Annotated in this window: 17 protein-coding genes; 10 read left to right on the top strand and 7 right to left on the bottom strand. The window is 51.1% G+C overall.

Annotation, left to right across the window (positions count from 1 at the left end; all coding sequences use genetic code 11):
• Window positions 1-110 precede the first annotated feature (110 nt).
• From FMR86_RS02705 to FMR86_RS02720, 4 genes are all read right to left on the bottom strand, one after another.
• On the bottom strand, window positions 111-1,517 hold the full coding sequence (locus tag FMR86_RS02705; protein WP_163349543.1) for a tetratricopeptide repeat protein: 1,407 nt from the start codon (window positions 1,515-1,517) through the stop codon (window positions 111-113).
• Entirely contained in the window at window positions 1,514-2,797 is a 1,284-nt protein-coding gene (locus tag FMR86_RS02710) for an HlyD family type I secretion periplasmic adaptor subunit (RefSeq protein WP_163349544.1), read from the bottom strand. Before FMR86_RS02710 ends, FMR86_RS02705 begins: the two co-directional genes overlap by 4 nt.
• Complete coding sequence (locus FMR86_RS02715; RefSeq protein ID WP_239057121.1) at window positions 2,794-4,518, bottom strand: ATP-binding cassette domain-containing protein; 1,725 nt, start codon at window positions 4,516-4,518, stop codon at window positions 2,794-2,796. The genes FMR86_RS02710 and FMR86_RS02715 overlap by 4 nt, the downstream gene beginning before the upstream one ends.
• A 111-nt stretch (window positions 4,519-4,629) precedes the next feature.
• Window positions 4,630-5,886: a TolC family protein gene (locus FMR86_RS02720; protein ID WP_239057122.1), complete on the bottom strand. Its 1,257-nt coding sequence runs from the start codon at window positions 5,884-5,886 to the stop codon at window positions 4,630-4,632.
• Window positions 5,887-6,151: 265 nt separating this feature from the next.
• Between FMR86_RS02720 and FMR86_RS02725 the strand changes: the two genes are divergently transcribed.
• The 3 genes from FMR86_RS02725 (at window position 6,152) to FMR86_RS02735 (ending at window position 10,313) form a co-directional block, all read left to right on the top strand.
• Complete coding sequence (locus FMR86_RS02725; protein ID WP_163349546.1) at window positions 6,152-8,512, top strand: CHASE2 domain-containing protein; 2,361 nt, start codon at window positions 6,152-6,154, stop codon at window positions 8,510-8,512.
• Between the two features lie 96 nt (window positions 8,513-8,608).
• Complete coding sequence (locus tag FMR86_RS02730) at window positions 8,609-9,868, top strand: AAA family ATPase (protein WP_163349547.1); 1,260 nt, start codon at window positions 8,609-8,611, stop codon at window positions 9,866-9,868.
• Window positions 9,861-10,313 (top strand): hypothetical protein, encoded by a 453-nt coding sequence (locus tag FMR86_RS02735; RefSeq protein WP_163349548.1) that lies wholly within the window; start codon window positions 9,861-9,863, stop codon window positions 10,311-10,313. Before FMR86_RS02730 ends, FMR86_RS02735 begins: the two co-directional genes overlap by 8 nt.
• A gap of 139 nt (window positions 10,314-10,452) precedes the next feature.
• Here FMR86_RS02735 and FMR86_RS02740 read toward each other — a convergent pair whose 3' ends face one another.
• Window positions 10,453-12,747 carry a cysteine synthase gene (locus FMR86_RS02740; RefSeq protein ID WP_163349549.1) on the bottom strand — a complete coding sequence of 765 codons (2,295 nt, stop codon included), beginning with the start codon at window positions 12,745-12,747 and terminating at the stop codon, window positions 10,453-10,455.
• A gap of 185 nt (window positions 12,748-12,932) precedes the next feature.
• Between FMR86_RS02740 and FMR86_RS02745 the strand changes: the two genes are divergently transcribed.
• The 5 genes from FMR86_RS02745 (at window position 12,933) to FMR86_RS02765 (ending at window position 18,758) form a co-directional block, all read left to right on the top strand.
• Window positions 12,933-14,708, top strand: coding sequence for a 6-hydroxymethylpterin diphosphokinase MptE-like protein (locus FMR86_RS02745; RefSeq protein WP_163349550.1), 1,776 nt, complete (start codon window positions 12,933-12,935; stop codon window positions 14,706-14,708).
• 175 nt (window positions 14,709-14,883) lie between these two features.
• The gene (locus tag FMR86_RS02750; protein WP_163349551.1) at window positions 14,884-15,111 is read left to right on the top strand and encodes a hypothetical protein; all 228 of its coding nucleotides are present in this window, start codon (window positions 14,884-14,886) and stop codon (window positions 15,109-15,111) included.
• Window positions 15,112-15,115: 4 nt separating this feature from the next.
• The gene (locus FMR86_RS02755; RefSeq protein ID WP_163349552.1) at window positions 15,116-15,742 is read left to right on the top strand and encodes a phosphatase PAP2 family protein; all 627 of its coding nucleotides are present in this window, start codon (window positions 15,116-15,118) and stop codon (window positions 15,740-15,742) included.
• A 3-nt stretch (window positions 15,743-15,745) separates the two neighbouring features.
• The gene (locus FMR86_RS02760; RefSeq protein WP_163349553.1) at window positions 15,746-17,383 is read left to right on the top strand and encodes a glycosyl transferase; all 1,638 of its coding nucleotides are present in this window, start codon (window positions 15,746-15,748) and stop codon (window positions 17,381-17,383) included.
• Between the two features lie 157 nt (window positions 17,384-17,540).
• On the top strand, window positions 17,541-18,758 hold the full coding sequence (locus FMR86_RS02765) for a response regulator (protein ID WP_163349554.1): 1,218 nt from the start codon (window positions 17,541-17,543) through the stop codon (window positions 18,756-18,758).
• Between the two features lie 64 nt (window positions 18,759-18,822).
• Here FMR86_RS02765 and FMR86_RS02770 read toward each other — a convergent pair whose 3' ends face one another.
• Window positions 18,823-20,472, bottom strand: a complete 1,650-nt coding sequence (locus FMR86_RS02770) for an NAD+ synthase (RefSeq protein WP_163349555.1) — start codon at window positions 20,470-20,472, stop codon at window positions 18,823-18,825.
• A 200-nt stretch (window positions 20,473-20,672) separates the two neighbouring features.
• Here FMR86_RS02770 and FMR86_RS02775 point away from each other — a divergent pair, with 200 nt between their 5' ends.
• Both FMR86_RS02775 and FMR86_RS02780 read left to right on the top strand, forming a co-directional pair.
• Window positions 20,673-23,450 (top strand): hybrid sensor histidine kinase/response regulator, encoded by a 2,778-nt coding sequence (locus FMR86_RS02775; RefSeq protein WP_163349556.1) that lies wholly within the window; start codon window positions 20,673-20,675, stop codon window positions 23,448-23,450.
• A gap of 72 nt (window positions 23,451-23,522) precedes the next feature.
• Window positions 23,523-23,873, top strand: a complete 351-nt coding sequence (locus FMR86_RS02780) for a hypothetical protein (RefSeq protein WP_163349557.1) — start codon at window positions 23,523-23,525, stop codon at window positions 23,871-23,873.
• A 51-nt stretch (window positions 23,874-23,924) separates the two neighbouring features.
• Here the strand turns inward: FMR86_RS02780 and FMR86_RS02785 are convergent, their stop codons facing one another.
• On the bottom strand, window positions 23,925-26,390 hold the full coding sequence (locus FMR86_RS02785) for a glycogen/starch/alpha-glucan phosphorylase (protein WP_163349558.1): 2,466 nt from the start codon (window positions 26,388-26,390) through the stop codon (window positions 23,925-23,927).
• Window positions 26,391-26,433: the final 43 nt, after the last annotated feature.

Consider the following 26,433-nt stretch of genomic DNA (forward strand, 5'->3'; position numbering starts at 1 on the left):
CAAATCAATTTAAAATCTTAATCGAATTTTTTAAGTACGATTAACCAGTTACCCCACCTGTGGATTTCAGTCCAGTATTCTTCATAAAAAAGCACCGGCTTGCCACATAGTTAACCGAAAATTTTCTTTTTGAGAGCACCCAGCATGCTGCTGAAGACAAGATCCCAATCCCCGGCTTTTTTCTGGCGGAAAAGAGTCATGGACGGATACCACGGGGAATCCTTGCGTTTACGCATCCAGCGCCAGTCCGGATTATAGGGTATGGCGACCCAGACAGGGACATTCAAGGCTCCGGCCAGATGAGCCACCGAAGTATCCACTGTGATGATAAGGTCAAGCTGCCCCATAATCTTGGCGGTATCGGCAAAATCCTCACACCCGCTGCCGAGATCGCGGACCAGCAGACCGCAGCCGTATTTTTCCCGCTGCGCTGTTTCCGGACCTTTCTGCAGAGAATAAAGAGTCACTCCGGGAATTCCGGCAAAGGGCAGAAAATTTTCAATACTTACTGAGCGGTTATGGTCATTTTTATGAGTAGGTTTTCCGGCCCAGACAATGCCTATCTTGAATTTTGTCCCCTGCGGAACATGGACCGGGAATCCGGCCTGCGCCGGAGGGATAATGTAGGGACACTTACGGGGAATTGATTTCAAATCATGCTTCATTATACGCGGCAGACTGAGCAACGGACTCTGCACATCAAAATCCGGCAGCCTTTCCCCGTTGCGTATAATGGCATCAATACCGTCCATTCCTTCCAGCAGACTGACCAGTTCCGGCTGGCATTCAAAAATGACCTTACCTCCGGCTTCAGCCACAAGAGGCAGGTAGCGGCAGAAATTCAGGGTATCCCCGAAGCCCTGCTCACCGTAGATAAAGATGGTTTTTCCATTCAAGGGAGAGCCGTCCCAGACAGGCTGACGGAAATGACGCAGGGTCAGTTCCTCACGCTTCCAGCGGTATTCATAAAGTTCAAAGCCGTTTATAAAATCACCCTTGGACAGCAGAGCCAGCGATTTATCCCAATTGATGCGGTGGTCACCGGGCCTGTATTTCAGGCAATAGTTGAAAAGACGAATGGACTCATCCAGCTTGCCCAGATCCTGAAGAACCAGCCCCAGATTGTAATAGGCATCGATAAATTTGCGGTCCAATTCTATGGCCCTGCGATGGCAGTTCACTGATTCTTTCAGCCGGCCCTGCCTGCGCAGAACATTACCGAGATTGCTGAACGCTCCGGGACTGTCCGGGCGCACAGCCACAGCCCTGCGGTAACAGGTCTCAGCAGCCTTGAATTTACCTTCTTCGCGCAGGGCCACACCTAGATTGGTCAAAAGCACCGGGTCATCCGGCAATATACTCAGGGCCATGGCATAATGGGTAACAGCCTCACCATACTTGCCCGCAGAATGGGCTTTCACCGCAGCAAGAAAACTTTCCTTTACCCTCGGCGGGACAGTATCAATCCAGTCGGGCTGTTTTTTCTCCGGCTTTCCGGGAGCTGCTTCAGTGCTCATCGTTCCCTCATGGCATAGCTCATGGAGCCCATGAACGGCTCAAGGATATATTCCATAACCGAACGGGTACCGATATGGATACCGGCAATCACGCGAATGCCGGGAAAAAGCTTGTAGTAGTTGCCGTCGTGCTCGAAGTAATCCTTATCGGTCACAATGCGCACCCGGTAATAGGTCACGCCCCGGTCGGTGGAATCGGCATCCGGGCTGATATTAATGACTTTGCCGTCGATGTTGCCGAAACGTGAGGCATCGCCGGAAGCCAGCTTGACCACCGCTTTCTGGCCGTCCTTAACGTAGCCGATATCGCTTATGGGCAGCCGGGCCTCGATAACCAGCTTGTCGCCTGCCGGAACAATATCCATGATGGTCATCCCGGGTTTCACAACTTCTCCGGTACTGTATACGAAAAGGGTCTTGATAACGCCGTCCACCGGGGAACGGATAACTGTCCGGTTCAGATTATCCGCAAATTTACGCTGACGCTGGGACAATTCATCAAATTCCCTGCGGTCTTCCTGTAGTTCCTCACGCACTGAAGCCAAATATGAATTCCTGATCTCGCCGATATCGGCCTTGGCCTGCGCCAGTGCGGAACGGGCTTTGCCCAGCTTGGCTGAATCCTCTTCAATGCCGCTCTTGAGCTTGGACTCCTCCTTAAGAAAACCGAGGTGCTTGTAACGGGAAGTCAGACCGTCTTCCAGCAGTCCGGCACTGATCCCGATCTGCTCCCGCAGCAGCTTCAGGCTGTTCCTTGAGTTACGCTGCCGGGATGTGATCTGTTTGATATCCTGCTCACGCTGCTTGATTTTTTCCTGCTCGGAAAGCAGGTCACTCTCAAGACGGGCCTTGCGGGTCTCGAAAAGTTTCAGGGACCGCTCAATCAGGGACGGAAATTTCTCATAAATATCTTTGGGATAATCCGGCGCGGCAAGTCCCTTGTCCTCCGCTTCCAGCCGGGCAATGTTTACCCGCAGGGAAGTTACCCGGACCTCAAGTTCTTCCACAGTGGAATCACTGGCCGTGGCTTCAAGGACAATAAGCTCCTGCCCTTTACGGACATTCTCGCCTTCACGCACATTGATCTGCCTGATGATGCCGCCCTCAAGGTGCTGCACCGGTTTGACCCTTGAGCTGGGTATAACCTCGCCCTCGGCCTGACTGACGATATCCAATTGAAAAAAACAGGCCCAGCCGAAAAAGCCCAGACACATGGCGATGCACAGAAAAAGAAAAAAGTGACTGGTCGCCTTTACATCTCCGGAATATTCAGGACTCACTGCACACCTCCATCCCCGGAGGGTTTAACAGACGCTTTGTCAGAAGGGTCAGCATTGGAGTCCGACACGTCCTGCTTGGGAAAAAGCACCTGCGGCTTGGGCTTGCTGCCCAGATCAATAATAATATCTGCACGCTGCATCAGCCGCATATCCTGCGAAACTATGACCATGGTCTTTTGGGCCTTGACCATGCTCTGGATAATCATATCCATGGCCCGCAACCCTTCAATATCAAACCCTTCGGCAGGCTCATCCAGCACGGCCACAGCACCCTGTACGGAAAGGGCACGGGCCAGGGCCAGCCTGCGCCGGATGCCCACGGCAAGCTCCGCGCCGCCGTTAACCACCTGAGCCTCCAGCCCGTTTACGCTGGTATCGAGATATTTTTTAAGCCCGGCAATCTCCACCACCCGCTTCAAACGTTCCTCGTCCATATCCGGGTTATTCAGGCAGATATTTTCCCTGATGGTGGCATTGAGAAAAGTGGGCTCCTGCGGGAGATACATAACCTGCCTGCGCCACCATGGAGCGGAAAGCTGGCGGACATCCACCCCTCCGGCCAGAATCTGGCCCCGTCCGGGGTCAATGAGTCCCAGCAGCAAACGCACGAGGGAGGTTTTCCCGGCCCCGTTATGGCCGGTGACAACAACAACATTTCCCGGCTCAATATTCACATCCAAACCTTCGAAAAGAGGTCCGGTGGAACCGGGGTAGGCAAAACCGAGATCCTTGATTTCAATGGCTCCCCGGTAATTTTTCAACTCGGTTCCGCTTTCCGATTCAAGGGGTTGGCGGACAAACTCCTGCAGGGACTGCATCATCTGCCCGGCCTGCGAGATCATGGTCCGGGATTTCATGAAGGATGCGGAAACAGCCAGAGCCTTACCGGAAAGAATGGAAGCACCGATCAGCCCGCCGGTACTCATGGACCCGGCCACAACTTCACGTGCGCCCACAGCATAAACCATGACCCGCAAGAGCATGGCTATACTCTGCAAAACGGCCTGCCCGCGGGTGCTGCCCTGCACCATGTCCCGTTTGATCTGCTGCAGCTTGCCCATCTGGTTCTGAAATACCCCGGTCAGAAAACCGCGTCCGCCGAAAGCCCTTACCGTATCCGCCCCGCTGATGGCATTGGCGAGGTTGCCGCGATGAACAATGGACTCATTCCGCATGGTGTCGGTCATACGTTTGCCGCGGCGCATGCTCAGCCATCCCGCAAGCAAAGAACAACCGATGGCCAGTACGGTAATCAGGGCCAGTACCGGACTGAGGAAAAAAGTAGCCCCCACAAAAAGAATGAAAAACGGCATATCCAGCACAGAGCAGATGACCGAAGCATCATACCCGGACTGCACCACCTGAATTCCGCCCATAAGTTCATGAATCCGGGCCGGGGGAATCCGCCCCAGAGTGGACATCTTGGCCCGGGCCAGACAGCCCAGCACGGTATCGGCCAGATGCTTATCCGGTCCCACGTTAACGGCGGAAGCAAGCCGCACCCGGCCCAGCGTAAAAGCATGGTTGAGAACCCCGGCGATGAGCATGCCCACGGTCAGGGTGATCAGGGTGCCGTCAAAGCCGTAGCCCACATAACGGTTCAGGACCTGAATTACAAAAATAGGAGAAGCAAGGGACAGGACATTGATAAACAAAGAGGCGAGGCAGATTTCAAATGCCAGAAAAGGATGTAACGACAATCGCCTCAATAACTCTCTCATACCGATGGTCCCCTGTGCAGATTCAGAATGTAGAAATATAGCCGGAAAAAGAAAATTCCATGAGCATGCACACATGGAATTTTCAATTAATCTCTAACTGACGTCCTGACTTTATTTAAAAACGTCAATACCCATCATGCCCATTTCATACAAAAGCTTGTAAGCGAAAATAATGTTATCAATGTCGGCGGTAACGCTGGCACTGGTAGCAGTTGAGTAATCCCGTTCACCAACAAGGATGTCGAGCAGTTCAACCTGTTCGCCGGTGGCTCTCTTCTTCTTGATCAGCTCAAGAAACTCCGCAGTGATATTGGCCTGAGTCCTGTACAACTCCGCGTTCTTGCGCAGAGTCATCAGTTCCAGCCATGCGTTGCGGACATTTTCTTCAACTGTGCGGCGCACATCCAGAGTGGTCTTGCGGATTTCGCGCAGGTTCGCTTTTGCGGCCTGAGCACCTTCGTATTCATAAAGACCGCTGAACCCGGTATAGCTGACCTGAAAAGTAGCCTTGTTCTCCATTCTTACACCGGATGCTCCCTGATCCTGCTCTCTTCTCTTTCCTTCAAGCACGAATTCAAACTGGGGATAGAGGGAAGCTTCCTGAACACCTACATCATGGGAAAGTCTTTCCTTGGTGAACTTCAGCTGCAGCAGCATGGGGTTCTGGGCCTGAGCCTGTGTAATGGCATCATCAAGGGATGCAGGCATGTAAGTGGCAGGCATATCCACCGGAACCATCTTGTTGATTTCTTCCATGGTCACCGGAAACCCGAAAACCGCCTTAAAACGGTTACGTGCGGTCTGAACGGAACGTTCTACTGTAACCCTGTAAGAAGTTGCCCCGGCAAGCTGGGCTTTAATCTGGAGTTCCTTATATGAGAGTCCCGCGCCACGCTTGACCAGAGTCTCTTCCATGCCGGAAAGACGTTTCATGCTCTCTTCAGACTGGATAGCGTACTTCAGGGTTTCCCTTGCCCGGATAAGGCCGAGGTAAGCTTCCACACCCTGAATCAGCAGTTCCTGACGGGTCTGCTCGAGCACGGCCTTGTATTCATTCAGCAAAGCTTTGCTGCTATCGATATTGCTGTTCACCCCGCCGAAATCGTAAAGCAGCTGAGTGGCTTCAATACGCTGTTCGTTGCGGGCTTTATTGGTACCGCCGCCGGGCTTGTCAATCTCCTCACGTCCGCCCTCTATAGAGGCATCAACTGAAGGGGTCCAACCTGACCAGCTCTGGGAGACAAGGTGTTCTGCGGATTCCACGCGGGCTTCCGCAGCCTTGATGCGGTCATGGGTGGAGAGAAGGTCCTGCAAAATATTTCTAAGATAGGGTGAACCGTCAACCTGCTCTGGATTCATGGGAGACATTTCCGGCTGCGCAAAAGCAACACCAAAACTCCCCAACAACAGGCACGCCGTCAGACAGAGAATTAAAGACCTCACTTTTCTCACAACCGATCCCTCCCGAAAAAACTAACTATATTAAAAAGATACAATATATTCTACTTTTCTCAACCCATTTATATCTATAGTATATATATAAATTCAATTGAAAAATCCAGATGATTCATACATATATAAATAACATAGAGTAATTTTTATTAACACAACTTAAACTCTTTCCGGGAAAAAAATGCTGGCTATCTTAAAAAAAATAACAGGTTCGGACTCTTTTTTCCTCATCGCCACCGGACTGGCGGTCTCAATTCTGGTGGCAGCCCTCTATATTTTCCAGCCGCCCATCCTTCAATTTGTGGATTACAAAATTTACGACCAGTACATGCGCTCCAGCCCGGTGGGCAAGAAGACAAACATTCCGGTAATTGTGGATATTGACGATGAAAGCCTTGCCGAACTGGGCCAGTGGCCATGGCCCCGCTACCGCATGGCCCTGCTGCTGGCAAAACTACAACAGGCCGGGGCACTTTCCACCGGGCTTGATATTCTCATCGGTGAACCGGACCGCACCTCTCCGTCCACCATCCGGGACAGCCTGCGAGAGGAACTGGGCGTAACCGTTGATTTCAAAGGACTTCCTCAAGGACTTATGGATAACGACAAGGTCCTTGCCGATGTGCTGGAACGGGGCCGTTTTGTGCTCGGTTTCTATTTTGATTTTCTGGAAGACAAAAAGGACCCGTCAGTCATGGCACTGCCCTGTTTTGCCAAACCGGTACCCATCGCCCAGATCAGGGCCAAGGGCGCGCCGGACCTCAAAGACCTGACCCTTAACGCACAGGACGCCATCTGCCCGCTCCCGGTGCTGGCCAAGGCCTCCCCCCTGTGCGGATTCTACAACTCCATCACCGATTATGACGGTGTTGTACGCCGGGTACCGCTGATCATCACCATGGACGGCAAGCAATACCCCAGCCTTGCCCTTGCCACACTAATGAAAGCCATAGGCCGCAGGAATATCCTCGTTAAAACCAGCCCCATCGGTATTGAATCCATCAGACTGGGCAAAACCACCATCCCTGTCGATGCCAAAGGACAGATGATGGTCCGCTACCGGGGCGGCATGGAAGAATTCCCCTACTACAGTGCCAAGGATGTTCTGAGTGGAAAAGTCGGGGAAAAGGAACTCAAAAACAAAATAATTTTCATGGGCACCTCTGCCGCCGGACTGCGTGATTTAAGGGTTACCCCCTTTGCATCGGACTATCCGGGTGTTGAAGTGCACGCCACCATCGTGGACAACATCCTGACCAAGGACTTCATCCTCAAACCGGACTGGGTGCCCGGCCTTGAACTGCTGCTGGTACTGGCGGCCGGCATAGGCTCCATGATCCTGCTGACCTGGACCCGTTCCATGTGGATGATCATGCCCATCGCAGTCATGGGTGCGGGCATTGTTTACGGTTCCATCTACATTTTCCGGGAGTACGATGCTTATTTCACGCCCATGTACGCGCTCATTGTACTGGGCCTGAACTTCACCCTGCTGACCCTGATCAAGTTCTGGCGCGAAGAAGGCCAAAAAAAATTCCTGCAGGCCACATTCTCCTCCTATCTGGCCCCGGAACTCATCGACGAGATGTTCTCCAACCGTGAAATGCCGGAACTGGGCGGTGAAGCAAGGCAAGTCACCGCCTACTTCACCGACATCCAGAGCTTTTCCACCTTTTCTGAAAAGCTGACCGCGCCGCAGCTGGTTGAATTGCTTAACGAATACTTATCGGTAATGACCGATATTCTCATTGAGGAGAAAGGAACCCTTGATAAATACGAAGGTGACGCCATCATCGCCTTTTTCGGCGCCCCCATGGATGTGCCGGACCACGCCCTGCGCGCCTGCCGGGTGGCGGTGAAAATGCAGAATGCCGGACTTGAGCTGCGCGACAAATGGGCCAAGGAAGTACAGCTCCCGGACGAACCGGACCGCAACACCAAGAACTTCCCCGAAGAGCAATGGGCCAAGGGCGAAAAGTGGCCCAAGGTAGTGCACAACATGCGCACAAGGATCGGAGTCAACTCCGGTGAAATCGTGGTCGGAAACATGGGCTCATCCATGCGCATGAACTACACCATGATGGGCGACGCTGTTAACCTCGCCGCCCGCCTGGAAGAGGGTGCCAAGCAATTCGGCATCTTCAATGCGGTTTCCCATTTCACCCTTGATCAGGAAGTGGAAGTAAACGGAGAAACCCACAAGATTCTTGATCTGGTGGAAGCAAGGCTTATCGATAACATTCAGGTGGTCGGTAAAAACGAACCCGTGCGCATCTACGAGCTTGTAGCCATGAAAGGCGGCCTGACCGAAAGCGAGGAGATCCTCTTCGACCTCTTCAACAAAGCCCGCGAAGAGTACGTGGCCCAGAACTGGGACAAGGCCATTGAAATATACACCGAAGCCAACAAATACGAACGATACGACGACACAAAATTCACACCCTGCGATGTGTTCATCAAACGCGCCGAGGAGCACAAGATTAATCCGCCCGTACCTGAAGGCGAAGTCTGGGACGGGGTTTATCGGATGACTAAGAAGTAGGAACTCCGGCGTACCTGTTTAGTGAAAAATTCTCAGGTGATATTGACAAATCCCTGAGAATGAAGAACTTCACGGGTATAACTTTGCGAGGAAAATATGAAATTACTGATCGAGAATTTTTACAATATCAAGCACGCCGAACTGGATTTCAAAAAGTTCAACATACTGATCGGCCCGCAGGCTGCCGGGAAGAGTTTGATTGCGAAGGTGCTGTATTTTATGGAAGATAGGATCTTGCACTACAGTGCACATGAACTAGCTGATCCTGATATAGAGACAAAAGAGTTTAATAAAGATTCGCTAAAGTTATTTTATTCAATTTTTGAAAAAAAATCCTTAGACATCAACTTTAAACTAACTATAAGCAATAACATAAATCGGACATGGGAATTCACTTATACTGGATTCAACCCAAACGATTTAAAAGATATTACCCTTAGCGAAACTCAAGAAAATCCATCCATATCTTCTGCTGTAAAAACAGTTGTCCAGCACGCTCTTGAGAACAACATTGACTTTGCGAAAAGTATGGGCAAAAAATTTAACTCTGAAATAGATAAGGATGCATTTTTAAGCAAAGTATACAACTACATAGTCAGCGGACTTCCACCCGAAGCAGACACTAGACGTATATTCATTCCAGCATCAAGATCTCTAGTAAACACTATTTCAGACAATTCATTCTGGATGACAGAAAACAATGTTGACTTTTTGCTAAATAAATTTGGCCAGATATACTCACGTCAAATTAAAAAAGACACTGAAGACGCGCCCATAGAGTGTTATCAGCTCAGCAGTATCATTAAAGGAAATATTGAAAGATCAAACAACGAATACTTTATTAATGAGAATGGAAGAACTGTCGCTCTATCCAATGCATCATCAGGACAACAAGCAGCAACACCTATTCTAATTGGCTTAAATAGAGTACAAAACAAAGATATATTTCATGCTTTCATCGAAGAACCAGAAGCCCACATATTCCCCGAAGCCCAATATTTGCTAACACGCTATATCTCGGAAATACATAACCATGCAGAAACCAAAATAACCCTAACCACCCACAGCCCCTACATCCTAACAGCAGTAAACACCCTCATCTACGCAGGAACTGTAGGCAAACAAAGTGAAGCAAAAGCCGCAAAGGTCAAAGAAATTATCCCTGAAGACCAGTGGCTGAATTCTGAAGACGTAGCCGCTTACATGGTGGAAGCAGACGGAGCAGTACGCTCGATCATGGATGAAGAGACTGGACTGATTGAAGCGGATAGCATCGACGATGTTTCCGATGTAATTGGCGCAGAATTCAATAAATTGCTGGACATTGAATTTGATGAAGAGGGACACGATGAGTAAAAAGTGCACCACTTCTTACAATCAAAAAAGAATCACCTTAGTAGACAAAAGCGACAAAGAAGCAAAGGCAGAACTTCATGTTGAGAATAAGGAAAAAATCAAATTTGATGTGATCGATTTTGATGGATGCGTAAAGCCACAAAACACAGCCTGTGACTACGTCTTGGTCACTAACAAAAAACAAAGCAAAAAAAACATAGCCTTATATGTCGAACTAAAAGGATCAGACATACCTAAAGCATACAAGCAAATAGAAGTCGCTGCCGTACACTACAAACATCAGCACAACAACATAACAAAAACAGGCATAGTCTCATTCACTGGACAATTTGGAACCCCAAAAACCAAAACAAAACTTCAGTTATTAGAAGCAAAATTTAGAAAGAAATATAATCTAAAAATGATCAGACAGCGTAGTCCAGCAACACACAGACTAAACGTCTAACAACAAAACTCCCCCTGCCGCACCAGACGACAGGGGGAGTTAAATTTTAATCACCACGCGAAGCGTAACTAAAAGGTTTTGGGATTCTTAAACCCTTTTGCAAAAGGATTTAAGGCCCTCGGCAGAGCCGCCGGAGGCATCACCTCACCCGAAAAACCCGCGCCCCCTCCGAGCTGTCCTCCACATTGAACCCAAGCTCCAAAAGCTTATCACGCAGACCGTCAGCAGTGGCGAAGTCTTTGTTTGCACGGGCAAGCTCGCGCTGTTCAAGTAGATCTTTTGCGTCCTCGGGCAGGGAGACGAAGGGTACGGGCATGGCTTCGTGGTCGAGGATACCGAGGATGTCGTCCACTTCGAGAAGCTGGTCGAGGCAGAATTTGGCTTCCTTGCCAGAAAGCTTGCCGCTGCCCAGCTGGGAATTGATGGACTTGGTGAAGCTGAACAGGATGGGCCAGAAACGGTGCAGCATGAGATTATCGTTCAGGGCCTGCGAAAGTCCGGACTTGAGAGTGAAAACCTCCTGATCAATATCTTCCGAGACCTGCCCGGAATCCCCGGCATGCACGCTTAATCCTGCGGCAAGATCCTGCAATTTCTGCTGGTTCTTGACCCACATGGAAATGGACTGTTCGCTGCAAACCAGCGGTTTTTTGTAGGAAGAAGAAAGCATCCACATGCGCACGGCGATGGGCTGGCCGGACTGTTCGAGGAGTTCATCCACACAGGGCAGCACCGGGCCTCCGGGAAGTACCGGCTGGGCCACCATCCATGCCTGCGGGGAAACCCCGGCCCCGGCCCAGATGGCGCGCAGGTTTTCCAGATGCGGAAAACGGTGGATTTCCCCGGCCAGTACGAGACTTACTCCGGGCAGACCTTCAAGGGCGGTCACCGCCTGCTGCATAAACCAGCTGGGGCGTACATTGCCCCACTCGGTCTCAAGAATGTCGCCGAGCTTGAGATCCTGCAGGGTGGCCCGCTTGAGCAGGGTAAAATCGCGCGGATTCTCCTTCACGTAATCATCCATATCCACAGTCTTGCCGAGACTCACTTTGTCGATATCCATATTGGACATCTGGCCGTAGCCCTTGTCGCGGGAGATGTCGAAATATACGGAACGCAGCTTTTCGTAAGCCAGCCCGTGGGCCAGCAGGGCGCGGCAAAGTTCTACCGTACGGTCTACGGACTCGGAAGCGCGCTCAAAACGCATGGATTTGCGCACGCCCAGCAGGTATGCGGCCTTGCGCACAGCTGTAGCAATCTCAGTAGAAAATGTATTGCGGTCCACACCCCGTTCACGGGAGGCAGCCAAGGTCTGATCCTCAAGGTCAGCCAGCCCCACCAGCGCGGAAACCTTGGCTCCTTCACGCTCAAGATGACGGGCCAACACATCCAGAAGCACAATACGCCGGAACACTTCCGGATCATAAGGGTTGTCAAAAGACGGTCCCATGGTGAACAGCCCGGTTTCAGCTTCAGAGATGGAAAGTACCCGGTCCTCGCCGCTGCTATGATCAAAAAGCTTCGGTCCTTTCAAAGCCTGCGGACGGAACAACGGGGTGGAAAGATAGCGTTCACCGCCATCGGGAAAAATGGTCACCACCATGCCGTCTTCCAGTTCGGATGCAATATCAGCCGCCCCGGCCATGGCCGCGCCGGAACTCATGCCCACGAACACGCCCTCTTCCCTGGCAAGGCGGCGGCAGGCATCAAAGGCATCATTATCCTGCACCCGGATGATGCGGTCCAGCTTCTGCTTATCGTAAATGCCGGGGGGATAGGACTCCTGCATGTTCTTAAGGCCCTGAATTTTATGTCCCGGTTCAGGTTCCACGGCAATGATCTGAATATCCTTATTCAATTCCTTGAGCCGCTTGGTGATGCCCATGACTGTACCGGAAGTTCCGAGACAGGCCACAACATGGGTCACCCTGCCCTCTGTCTGGTCCCAGATCTCCTGCCCGGTGCCTTCGTAATGGGCTTCGATGGAGGCTTCATTATTGTATTGGTCCATGAGCAGGTATTTTTCCGGCTCCTCACGGTAAAAACGGTAAGCCTGTTCGATTGCCCCGTCCGTGGCGAGATGTCCGGGAGTGAGCATTATCTCGGCCCCGTAGGCACGCATGATCATCTTACGCTCCTCGGAAGCGGTCTCGGGCATGATCAGCATCAACTTGTAACCGCGCACGGCACAGGCCATGGCCAGCCCGATCCCGGTATTGCCGGAAGTAGCTTCGATGATAACTTTATCCGGGGTAAGCTCCCCGCTGCGCTCGGCACTGCGGATCATGGCCCCGGCTGCGCGGTCCTTGATGGACCCTCCGGGATTCATGGATTCCAGCTTAGCCAGAATCTTGACATTTTTATTGGGATTAAGCCCCTGCATCTCAACAAGGGGGGTTCCGCCGACCAGTTCCAAAATATCACGAGCAAACATTTTATCTAATCCTTTCAGGTAATTATCTTTAAGAAAACGAATTTCAGGCCTCGTCCTTTTCATTTCTGGCAATCATTTTGCAAATAGAGGGCAGATATCACATCAGTCTGGTTGGAAAAACCGGGGCAAGGAATGAACCCGGCACAGCTACAGCTAATAAAAACAGTCTGCCAAGGACGGAACAAATGTCAGCCTATCCTTTTCTTAAAGACAACATCGAAGCTCTTGAAACATACAACCCGCCCTTTTATGCCTGGCTCAGCGGTCAGGATATTGACGAAGAGAAACTGACGCAGTCACTCTTCAAAAACAAGTGGGACATTCTCGACTGGAAAATGGAAGACGGCAACGGAATGTTTGAAACCGTCCCGCCCAATGCCATCTACAAAGGCTGGGTGGCGAACGAAAAGCCCGAAACCAGTGCCACCATCATAGTGGGCTGCAACGTGGGCTACGGTCTCAATCAAGTACTGATGAGCACACCGGACACCCACAAGGTTATCGTTACCGACCCCAATCCGGAAATGCTGCTCGCCTGTCTGGGACAGACCGACTACCGTCCTTTCATGGAGGCCGGAAAGCTCCATTTCTGTCCAGCCGATGAACACAGCCTGATGCTTATCATTAAAGAACTCGACCTTCAATTCGTATACGGTAAAATTTATCTGCGGCTCGATATGGCCAGTCAGCAACTTGGTCCGGAATACTCACAGTGGTCTTCCACAGTCAAAGCCAAACTGGAATCTTTCACCGTTGAAATGACCACCCTGCGCCTCAAGCAGGACGTCATGGTCGGCAACGAACTGGATAATTTCTCACGTATACTTAAAGATGGATCCATCTCCCCACTCAAGGGAGCCGGACGTGGTATGGGCGCGGTAATCCTCGGTGCAGGCCCTTCGCTGGCCCGGTTCGGACCTGAACTGGCGGCAAATCCCGGTCAGGCAATTTACGCCACTTCCCTGCAGGGGTTGCCCGCAGTGCAGAAAACCGGAATCAAACCCCATTTCTGCGTCGGTATTGACTACAACGCATCCATGAGCAGAGTCTACGAACAGCTTGATAAAGAATGGGCCAAGGATATCCCGCTCATCTACTCCACCAAGCTGGATCATAAAGTACTGGCCGAATACCCCGGCCCGACCATCCCCATGTGGACCGTCGGCGGAATCGGAACATTCGTACTCGGCCACCACGAAGAAATTTTTGACGCAGGTAGTAACGTCAGTATCACGCTGGCAAGATTCCTTGACTGGTGCGGCTTCAACCACATCATGATGGTGGGTCAGGACTTTGCATGGAAAGGCAACTCTTCCCACGCCCCCGGTCACCAGAATGCCAGAGCGGTTAAGCATAACGCATACAATCCGGCCATGCTGGTGGAAACAGTAAATGCCGATGGCGAAAAACTGACCTCCACAGTCCAGTACATGACTTCAAAGCATGAAATGGAAGATGACATCAAAAAACTGCGCGCCCCGGTATTCAACCTTTACGGCGGCTGTGCCGTCATCAAAGGCACCCGCAATGTGGATATGCAGGAAGTAAATATGGAAGGGCTGCTCTCAGCCGTCACCGGAAGCATGGATTATTTCAAAACAGCCATGAACATGACCTCCACCCCGAGACCCATGCCTTCATTTGAACCGCGCAGCCCCAAGTGGACTTCATCGCTGAACCACGTGACCAAGAGGCTGGAAAAGCTTTTCCGCAAGCACGGCAAAAATCAGCAGGAAATCCACAAAGCCCTGCACGAAGTATACTTCTTCATCAGGCAGGACCTGCTCTATATGCCCTACCTGTACAACGAAATCCTCGACATGGCCGGGCTGGCAAGAGCTAAGTCAAGCTACGCTCCTAAGGACCTGCCCCGCTATAAAAAGATCGTCAAAAAGATTCTGACCAAAGTCCGCCACATGGACCGGTCCATCTGCGTAAATGTAAACCGCAAGGCGGCCTGAAAGGATCAACCGAAAAATTCAGAGAACAACGTCCAGTAAAAGGATATTCATCATCATAAGAAACTCCCCCGCAGCACCTGCCCGCTGCGGGGGAGTTTCGCGTTAATTATTACAATCCGGTCAGGGACGAAAACATTCCCTTGAATCCTCTCCCGTCAACGTGTAAACCGTGCCCATGAGTGATAATAAGCAAGACATGCCCTATCTCTTGGAAGACGGCACACTGGTTATCCCGTTTTCCTGCCCGGACCACGAATACAAGTACTGGAAAAAAGAAGGTAAAAAGCTTTCCGAGGTGCTTGAAGAACTGAATACGGACAAGGAGACCTGGTATAAATTCACCACGGATAAACACCCGGACGACAGACCTCCCAAAGAGGAGTCCACGGACGGCGGGGAGTAGGTAATTGAATTCCTTTATTCACAGAAACCTGACCCTCTGCCACTATTTTCTGGGTTCCCTGCCCCTGCTGCTCATTTTTGCCTGCCTGTATTTTAATTTCAGCAACGAAATTGAGGTACTGGCTTTTTTCAAGGCCCATGCGCAGGCCCACCCGGACCTGGAATCTTTTGCCAAAATCGTGACCAACTGGGGTAACGCCTGTTTTTACCCCATTTATCTCTGGTTCCTGATCACAGGCATCAGGCAGCGCAAGACCGATAAATCAAAACTGCGCTTTGCCCTTGTTTTTCTTGGTGTGCAGCTGGCGGTCAGCCTGATCACCGTGCGTTTCCTTAAGATTGCCATAGGCAAACCACGTCCGGGCGAAGGACCGTTTTTCGAGCCTTTTTCCACCAAGGGAGTTTACCACTCCATGCCTTCGGGCCATACATGCGAAATTTACGGGGCCAGCCTGCCCCTTATCCTGCGTTACCGGAACCTGCTGCTGACCTTGGGGCTGGGCATCTTTGCCGCAGCCGTGGCCTTCAGCCGCATCTACCTTAACTGGCACCATCCCAGTGATGTTCTCTGCGGATGGATGCTTGGATCAGTGGCCGGATTCGCCATTCACCTTTTTTCCAAAGAGGACTAGCCAATGCGCTACGAAAAAAGACCTTTTCTCTGGGACATCATGGAAACCAATCCATGGCTAAGTGTCCTGTTCATTCTCTTTCTGCAGTCCATCTTCACCATGGACTACCGTTCCCTGTGGTTTTCCGATGAAGTCCGCTACGCAGATGTCTACACCCAGATGAAAGACGCCGGACACTGGCTGGTCATGTACCTCAACGGCGTGGCCTACCCGGACAAACCTCCGGTATATTTCTGGTTCCTGTCCCTCATCGATGCCGTTACCCCGGCGGACGGAATCAGCGTGTTCTTCCTCGGCTCGGCCCTTTCTGCGGGATTCTTCCTGTTTTCCACTGTCAGCTTTGCCCGTACGCTGGGCTGCGGCCGCAAGACTTCCCTTGCCACCGGACTGGTGCTCTTGAGCAATGTCTTTTTCATCGGCATAGCCCATTATTCACGCATGGACCTGCTCTTCGGCGGTTTCATCCTCTGGGCCAACATCTGTCTGTTCAAGGGCTTCCAGAACCGCGAATCCGGGAAATATTTCCTCTGGGCCTTCGGGTTCATGGGTATCGCCACCCTGACCAAGGGCCCGCTGGGCTTGATCTTCCCCCTGCTCACCGCAGCCTGTTTCCTGATCTGGAAAGGACAACTCAAACTCCTGCGCGATAAGAGCCTGCTCAAAGGTCTGGGCATCCTGCTGGCGATCCTGCTGGCCTGGGTGGTGGGTGCGATCATCGTGGACGGAACCGCTTTCATCCACAACATCTTCTACAAGCAGATTTACCAGCGCGCGGTAAGCTCCTTCCACCACGAAGAGCCTTTTCAGTACTACCTGATCGCCTTCCCGCTGGCATGGCTGCCGTGGACTCTGGCAATCTTCGCCGCACCGGTTAAAAAAATCTTCAGCATTGAGCACTGGGTTGCAGTTGCTGCCGAACGCAAAAACACCCTCAATGCGGGCCGCGACTGGGCCTGGATCATGTTCATCAGCGGATTTATTCTGCTGACCTGCTTGAGCATCAAGGTGCTGATTTACATCCTGCCCCTTTTCGCGCCTCTGGCCATGCTCACTGCCCGCGGACTGCTTGGAGAAGACGGACAGGAGCCGGCTCTTGATTCCAAACGTCTCTGGACCGCCATAGCCGGATTCTACCTGCTCCTCGCTGTTGCCGCGCCTTTTGCCGAAATACTAATTCCCTTTGATGTCACCCTGAACGGCCTTTCCTTCACTGTCCTGATCATGGGACTGGCCGGACTGGCCCTGCTCAAGGTCAAGGAATGCGGAGCATACAAAGGCCTGCTGGTCATGACTGCGGCCATGGTCATCTGGCTGCAGCCGCTGGCCCTGCAGACCCTGCCTTCACTCGACCCGCTCATGAGTCCCCGCCAGACCGGGGAAATGATGCAAAAATACGTGGCCGAAGGCAGTTATCCGCTGGCCCACAAGATCTATTCCGGTATCTTCACCTACTACGCCGGGACCAATATTCACGAGACCAGCGACTTTGCTGAAATCGAAAAGGTCCTTGCGGAACAGGATGACGTAATTCTGGTCATGCAGAAAAAATATTACGACCGTTGGGAAAACCGTCCCGAAGGGCTGACTGTGGTCAATGAACAGTTCATTTCCGACCGCCCCTACCTGCTGATCAAGAAATAATCCAAGCTACTGTCACAAAACTGCAAAACCCCGTTCCGTTCTACGCGAAACGGGGTTTTTTATTTTTCAAAAGCAGCAGACCATGCTATCGTGAATCCATAAACCGCAAATTCAACCGATAAGATATTAAATACATTTCACATTCCCGGAGATGATTATGGGCCGTTCAAAGAACATTCTCTTTATTGACGCAGACAAATCCCAGCTTGAATCCCTTGATAACGAGCTCACCGCCATGAAAAAAAGGTGGGCGATTCAATTTGCCTCCACAGCCGAAGAGGCTATGGACCTGCTGCGCACCTATCCCTTTGATGTTATCGCTTCCGATTTCTGCGTTGAAGGATTTAAGGACTATGAACTGCTGGAAGAAATAAAAAGCAGACAACCCGGCAGCATACGCTTTATTATCTCAGAGACGATTAATTCAGAAAATTGTCTGGAGTTCATGAATTATGCGCACCAGTTCGTTACAAAACCGTATGTCGGCACCGAACTGGTCTCAAAAATCAAAAAAAGCCTGCGCCTTAAAAACATATTCCTCAATGAGCGTGCGGCCAAGGGGGTTGCGTCCATCGAAGACCTGCCCAGCCTGCCGGACCTGTATCTGACTCTGGAAAAAGAACTGAGAAAAGAAGATGTGGTGATCAGCGACATCGGTAAGCTGATCGGTGAAGACATGGGCATGACCGCCGGACTGCTCAAGCTGGTAAACTCCCCCTTTTTCGGACTCTACTCCAAAGTGACCAAGCCTGAACAGGCCGCCACCCTGCTGGGACTGGACAATCTCAAGGGACTGGTCCTCGGAATCCATCTTTTCAACTCGACCAAGGAAGTCAATATTGATTTTTCCATTGCCGAACTGGGAAGACACTGCCAGTACACGGCCCTTATGGCCCGGGCCATCGTCAAGGCCGAAGGCGGCAGTAACGAACTGGCCGAACACACCTTCCTTGCCGGATTCATGCACGACATTGGCAAGCTGGTGCTCGCCACATCGTATACTGATGAATATTCCACCATTTTAAGCATCGTCCGCGATGCCAACATTCCCATTCAGGAAGCAGAAAAAGACATTCTCGGATTTACCCACGCCGAAGTGGGGGCATACCTGCTGGCTATCTGGGGATTCGATGAAGATGTTATTGAGGCCATCTACTGCCACCATGAACCGCAAAGGCTGGGCAGTACGGACCTGAGTCCTGCCGTGGCCGTCCACGTGGCCAATTCCTTTGACCATGAACTGCGGGTAAAAAACTCTGATTACGCCCCGCACCTGCTTGCTGCCGACTGGCTGGAACAGAACGATTTTGGCCCCAAACTTCCCGAATGGCTGCAGATCTGCGCCGAACTGATGGAAGACGTCACCGAAGAGTAAGAAAAAGCCCATCAAGTACGTACATACCTGATGGGCCAATTCTGATAATTATCAATAACTTAGACTATCCCGTAAACCTGCAGGCGATAGGCATGCGCCATCCGGTACCGAAGGCCCTTGAAGTAATCTTCAGCCCCGGTGCGGCCTGCTTGCGTTTAAATTCAGAAATCCTGATCAAGCGCAGCACATGCTGCACGGTTTCAGGATCGAATCCGGTCTCGGCAATAATCTCACTCTCCGCCCGGTGCCCTTCAACACGGAGTTCAATAATCCGGTCCAGCACATCGTAAGGCGGCAGGGAATCCTCATCCTTCTGGTCCGGACGAAGTTCCGCGGACGGCGGTTTTTCAATGATCGGCACCGGAATAACCTCACCGCGTCCCTGCTCATTGAGCCAGCGGCAGACCCGGAAAACAAGGGTCTTGTAAAGATCGGAAATAACGGCCAATCCACCGGCCATATCCCCGTAAATAGTGCAGTAGCCCACAGCAAGTTCACTTTTGTTGCCGGTGGTAACCAGCAACGCGCCCATCTTGTTTGAAATAGCCATAACAAGGTTGCCGCGGATACGGGACTGGATATTCTCCTCTGTCACGTTGGCGGGCAGCCCGGCAAAAGTCGGGGCAAGGGCTTCCTCGAACTGGCCCATAAGCTTTTCGATAGGAATGGTGGTGCAGTTGATACCTATATTTTTGACCAGATCAAGGGAGTCATCCACGCTGCCTTTGCTGGAGTAGGGAGACGGCATCAGCACCCCGGTCACATTCTCCGGCCCGAGGGCCTCGGCTGCGACAGCTGCGGTCAGGGCCGAATCAATGCCCCCGGAAAGCCCCAGCACAACCTTGCTGAACCCGGTCTTGCCCAGATAGTCGCGCAGACCGAGCACCATGGCCTGCCATGCTTCGGGTTCCTCGCAAAAATCATCTTCCTCAATGCGCCCGTGCGAACCGTCCGATTCAACAATGACCACATCTTCCTTGAACCCATGCCCGCGCGCGGCAAGAACTCCGTCAGCGGAGAAAGCACAGCTGCGGCCGTCGAAGACCAGATCATCGTTTCCGCCGATCTGGTTGGCATAAAATACCGGAACCCGGTACTTGGCCGCAATATCGCCAAGCAGTTTTTCGCGAACCCGCTGCTTGCCGATACTGAACGGGGAAGCGGAAAGGTTGACCAGCACATCCGGATTCATTTCCATGATCTGCGGAATGGGATTGCTGCCGTAGCGACGTCCGTTACGGTTCTCGCGGTCATTCCAGACATCTTCACAGATGGTCACCCCGACCTTGATGCCGTCGAACTCAAAGAAATTTATATTTTCCGCAGGCTCAAAATACCGCTGCTCGTCAAAAACATCATAGGTGGGCAACAGCCATTTATAAAAAACCTTGGGCACGGCCCCGTGTTCGATCAGCCATGCTGCGTTGCGCAGGGGATTACCGATTCCTTCATGATTGAGATCAACTCCGCCGGCCAGCAGAGCCACACCTTCAGGCATACGCCGGGAAATTTTAGAAACTGCTTCGCGGCAGCGGGAGACAAAATCCGCATTGAGCAACAGGTCCCGCGGCGGATAACCGGTCAGGGCCAGCTCGGAGGTAATACAGATTCTTGCACCGCGCTCTGCGGCCTTCTGCACTCCGCCCAGAATGAGTTCAACATTTCCTTCAAGGTCGCCAACTGTCAGGTTGAGCTGCAACAGGGCTATTTTCATTGATTCATATCCGTCCTTAATCTTTGGAATGCAGACTACCTAACGTTTGAACCGCTGCTTGTCCATCGGTCGCATTCAAATAATTTCCACCAGTTTAACCTGTTTACCTTGCACTGAATATGCTGGAATGCTAAACAGTTGTCTATATCTATGAGCAGGATCAAAAAACTTAGCACAACCAGTCAGCCAACGGATTGAAATTGTTAAAAATAGATAAAGTTCAAACCAGAATCGGGATACTCATCGTAGTAATCTCGCTAATTTCATTTGTTGTTTCAGGAGCTTACGACTACAGCTCCATGCGCAACAATATGCTTAAAGAGCTTAACCAGAAGGCGGACGGACTGGTTGAGAGGCTTTCCGAATCCCTGATTACCCCGCTCTGGAATGTTGATCAGGCGGCCATCAACCGTATCCTGCTTTCTGAGATGAATGATAAACGCATCAAGGCCATTCTGGTAACTGAAGATAATGGCAACAACGTTTTTGCCGGAAAAATACGTAATGAAGAATGGCACATAGTTAGTTTCAAGAGTTGGCCCATCGGTAAATTCGTTAAGCGCAAGGCTGAAATATCCATCATGAACCAGCCCATCGGGGCCGTGGAAATATTCCTTTCCCCCAAATTTATAGATGATGAATTGTATCAGTCGCTGCTCAATTCGCTGCTGCGGACTATGATGCTGGTAGTTCTTATCAATCTGGCCCTTTTCGTGACCATGCGCCGGATTCTGATCTCGCCCATTGCAAAACTCAGCCAGACCGCGCGCCAGATTTCACTGGATAAAAACTACAGCTCCCGGGTGCAGATAGAATGTAAAGGGGAGATGAAAAGCCTTGTTGAAAACTTCAACAACATGCTGCAACAGATTGAAGAACAGGACCTGAAACTCAAACAGTACAGTGGTCAGCTGCAGGAAAAAATTCATCAGAGTAACAAAAACCTTGAAAACAGCTATCGCGAACTGAAGATAATCAACCGGGAACTGGAAGTCGCTAAAGACGATGCCGAGGCAGCATCAAAATCAAAAAGTGAGTTCATGGCCAATGTGAGTCATGAAATCCGCACCCCCATGAACGCCATCATCGGCATGGCCGACCTGACCATGGAAACCCGTCTTTCCGCCAAACAACGGGAATTTCTTAAAATTATCATCAGTTCCGGGAAAGTACTGCTGCGGCTGATCAACGACATTCTTGATTTCTCAAAAATCGAAGCCGGCAAACTCAGTCTGGAGGAAGTCAACTTCAACCTGCACCAGCTCATCCATGACATCAGCGACCTTTTTGTGGAACAGATGGTGGCTTCGCAGACCGAACTGGTAATCGACATCAGGCCCGGAGTGCCGCAAAGAATCATCGGTGACCCCCTGCGACTGCGGCAGGTTCTGATCAATATCACCGCCAACGCCTTTAAATTCACCAGTCAGGGCGAAATCGTAATCACTGTTTCCGCTGATAAAATAAGTGCCCACAAGGCTGAAATTGTTTTCGCCGTCAAAGACAGCGGAATAGGTATCCCCGAAGAGGTACAGCCACATCTTTTTGAAGCCTTCAAGCAGGCAGACGGCTCCACCACCCGCAAATACGGCGGCACGGGACTGGGCCTTTCCATCTCGAAACGCATTGTAGACCTCATGGGCGGAAATATCTGGTTCCGCAGTAAATCGGAGGAAGGAAGTACCTTTTTCTTCACTATAACTTCCGATATTGCCGCAGAACCGTCCCCTGCAGAATTCAAGCTGCCCCCGGAACTTCAGAATGCTCCTGTGCTGGTTGCGGATGACAACTTCGCTGTGCGCAGTGTGCTGGTGCGCTATCTCAAACAATTCGGTTTTCAGCCGACCAGTGTGCCGGATGCGGAAAAAGCTTTGCAACTCATTGAAGAGGAAAAATCCGCCCCCTTCAAACTGCTTATCATCGACCTTAAACTGCCCGGCATGAATGGTGACGAGGCAAGTTCGCAGCTGCGCAAAAAGTACAACAAAGATGAACTGCCCATCCTGATGATCACCGCAACGGAGATGAATACCGCCCTTGAAAGAGCCCAGAACGCGCAAATCAACAGGATGATAAGCAAGCCCCTGAAACAGAACACTCTTTTCAATTCCATTCTGGAAACTCTTGGGTACGAAGTGCCCAAAGAATATTCATACGAACCATCCAAACCGGTTGAAAACGAATTCCGGAACTACAATCTGCTGCTGGTGGAAGACAATCCCATCAACCAGCAGGTGGCCGAGCAGATCCTGCTGCCCACCGGCATAGAAATCGATGCCGCATCCAACGGCAAGGAAGCCGTAAAAATGGTACAGGAAGCGAGCTACGACATAGTCCTCATGGATATTCAGATGCCGGAAATGGACGGTTATGAGGCAACAGACATAATCCGCAATGAACTCGGCCTTACCGAACTGCCCATAATAGCCATGACCGCCCACGCCATGCGCGGCGACAAGGAACGCTGCCTTGAATCAGGTATGGATGATTACATACCCAAACCCATTGATAAAGAGCTGATGATCGCCACTATCCGCAGCCACCTGCCTGAAAACCAAACAATAAAAGAAAAAGCTCCCGTCCCCCCTGCCTCGACTTCGATTTCAGCACAGGAAGCTCCAGAATCCATGGAATGCCGGGAAATAAACATGGAGGAAGTGCTGGAACGCATCGGCGGAGACATGGGAATTCTGGTCAGTATTTTGCGCAACTTCAAAGAATACAATTCGAATTTCAGCGAGGAAATGCAGACCCTGCTCCGCAATAACCAGCTTAAGGAAGCCGGGGACAAAGCGCACACCCTGAAAGGCTCAGCAGCGAACATTTCCGCACAGGAACTGGCCATGGCAACACTGGATCTGGAGAAAGCATGCAAATCGGATCTCTTGAAAGATGCACAGGAAGCCCTTGAAAATACCTCTAAGAAACTGGAACTGCTCTTTAAGGAAATTTCAATGCTGGAAAAGGATTACGATTGATTCAGTTGAAATTAAATCATATTTGAGGCAGAAATCATCAATCAATTCTGACTGTAAAAAAGGATTTCAAATATGGCATTAATGTTCGGAAGCCCCAACCGCAAACCAAGCAGGACCATTGAGGACGCCAAAAAAGACCAGCGTCTTGATATGGCCCGCACCATGTATCTAGGCGGCAAGGTAAAAATTGTGACCACTGAAGAAGTCCCCAACCGGGAAGTTCTGGGAACATTCGGTCTCATTGTCTGCAGAAGCTACAATTTCGACAACGCATTCTACGGTCTCATCGCACAGGCCATCGACGCCAACGCCGATGCCATCGTCGGCTACCGGGAATCAGTCTCCTTCCACCCTGAAGGCGACAAATTTTACTCCTGCTACGGAACAGCCGTACGCTTGAAAAAAGTTAAGCCTACCAAATAAAAAAACCGCAGGGATCGTTTAGACAATCCCTGCGGTTTTACCTTAATAAAATCAGCCCTTCACAGATTTTATATTCCATATATCTTCCGCATATTCACGCATGGTCCTGTCTGTTGAGAATTTACCCATGCGCGCGGTATTCAGTATCGCCTTTCCGGCCCATAGCTCTCTGTCCGCGTAATCCTTATCGATCCGCTTCTGGGCGGCAATGTACGATTTAAAATCAGCCAGATGCATATACTGCTCGTTATCGGAAAGCAGCTTATCCACGACCCAGCGGAATAAATCCGGTTCATTGGGTGAAAACCTGTTCTTTTGCAGGGCGGTGAGAACCTGCCTGATTTCCGGACTCCGGTTGTAGATTTCCCGCGGGTGGTAGCTGGAGTTGCGCAGCTTTTTATCGACCTCTTCCTGCTTAAGGCCGAACAAATAAAAATTGTCCGCACCGATCTCTTGCAGCATTTCTATGTTGGCACCGTCGTATGTGCCTATGGTCAATGCCCCGTTCATGGCGAATTTCATATTTCCGGTGCCTGAAGCCTCGGTTCCGGCAGTGGAAATCTGCTCACTCACATCACAGGCCGGGATGATCTTCTCGGCAAGGGAAACCCGGTAATCGGGCACAAAGGCCACCTTGATCAGTCCTTCAGTTCTGGGATCGTTGTTGACCACGTCCGCCACTGAATGGATCAGCTTGATAATCTGCTTGGCTTCCCAATAACCCGGGGCAGCCTTGCCCGCAAAGATAAAGGTCCGCGCACAGGAGGGCTCCACCTCATTATCCACCAGCTCCAGATAAAGATGCATGATATGCAGCACATTCAGCAGCTGGCGTTTGTATTCATGGATACGTTTGGACTGAATATCAAAAATGGAATCCGGGGAAACATCGATATCCAGCGTTTTTTTAATGAAATTACCCAGCCGGACTTTATTGGCCCGCTTGGCTTTCATGAAACGGGCCCGGAAACCCTTGTCGTTGACCAGCCCCTCCAGCCGACGCAGTTCTCCAAGGTCTGTTATCCAGCCCTTGCCCAGAAAGTCGGTCAGCAGACCTGAAAGCGCGGGGTTGGCCTTGAGCAGCCAGCGGCGCGGGGTGACCCCGTTGGTCTTGTTGTTGAATTTCTCCGGTTCCAATTCATGGAAATCAGGAAACAGCCGGGTCTTGACCAGCTCCGAATGAAGCTCGGAAACCCCGTTCACCGAATGGGAACCGATAACCGCAAGATTTGCCATACGCACGTTTTTACTTCCATCCTCACAGATTAAAGACATGCGACGCAGCTTGTCAGTATTCTCGGGATATCTGGATTTCACCTTTTTCAGGAAACGGCTGTTGATTTCATAAATGATCTGCAAATGACGCGGCAGGACCTTTTCAATCAGAGAAACAGACCAAAGTTCCAAAGCCTCGGGCAGCAGGGTATGGTTGGTATAGGCACAGGTGGCACGGGTTATTTCCCATGCTTTTTCCCACTCGATGCGCCGTTCATCCACAAGATAGCGCATCAGCTCCACCACGGTCAGGGCCGGATGGGTGTCATTAAGCTGGATGGCTACGTAATCGGCAAATTCTTCAAAATTCTTGTTCTGAGCCATGAATCTGCGGGTAATATCACGCAGACCGCAGGCCACGAGAAAATATTCCTGCACCAGCCGGAGTTCCTTTCCGAAAGAGACCGATTCCGTGGGATAGAGCACCTTGGAAACCATCTCCGACTCAACCTTGCGCTGCACGGCCCGGATATAGTCGCCGTGGTTGAAAATATCCATGTCGAAATTTTCAGAAGCACGGGCGGCAAACAGACGCAGATAATTAACAGTGTTGCCGCCATAGCCGACCACCGGAACGTCGTAGGGGACACCTATAATGTCATCCCAGTCCACCCACATGGGCAGGTATTCACCGCTGGGGGAAACCGCACTCTCAACCCTGCCGTAAAGCGGCACAATCACTGACTGGTCGGGACGGGCAATCTGCAGCGGCATACCGGTTTTCATCCAGTAATCGGCCAGCTCCTTCTGATACCCGTTGTGAATGGACTGGCGGAACAAACCGTACTCATAGTGAATTCCATATCCGCAACCGGGCAGATCGAGGGTTGCCAGAGAATCAAGAAAACATGCCGCCAGCCTGCCCAGCCCACCGTTACCGAGGGCCGGATCGCGCTCACTGGCCCGGACTTCATCCAGATCAAATCCGAGGTCTTTGAAAATATCCTCGCAGACATCCAGAAGCTCCATATTGCACAGGGAATTACCCAGACAACGTCCCAGCAGGTATTCTATGGAGAAGTAATACATGCGCTTGGCCTTCACCTTGCGGTAACGGTCGCGGGTTTCAATCATCCGCTCCACCAGCCTGTCACGCAATGCAAGAGCTAGTGCTTTGCCTGCGTCCCATTCACTGGCATCTTTCACTTCCTTGCTCAGCGAATAAACAACATGATCCTTGATATCCGAGAGCAAACTCTCACGGTCGTTTTTCTTCTTGATTTTAAAGACGGTGTTTTTCATGGCTCCTCCTGCGACTTAGGCTGCTTCGGGGATTAGACCCAAG

The sequence above is a fragment of the Desulfovibrio sp. JC010 genome (assembly GCF_010470675.1).
Lineage (GTDB): Bacteria > Desulfobacterota > Desulfovibrionia > Desulfovibrionales > Desulfovibrionaceae > Maridesulfovibrio.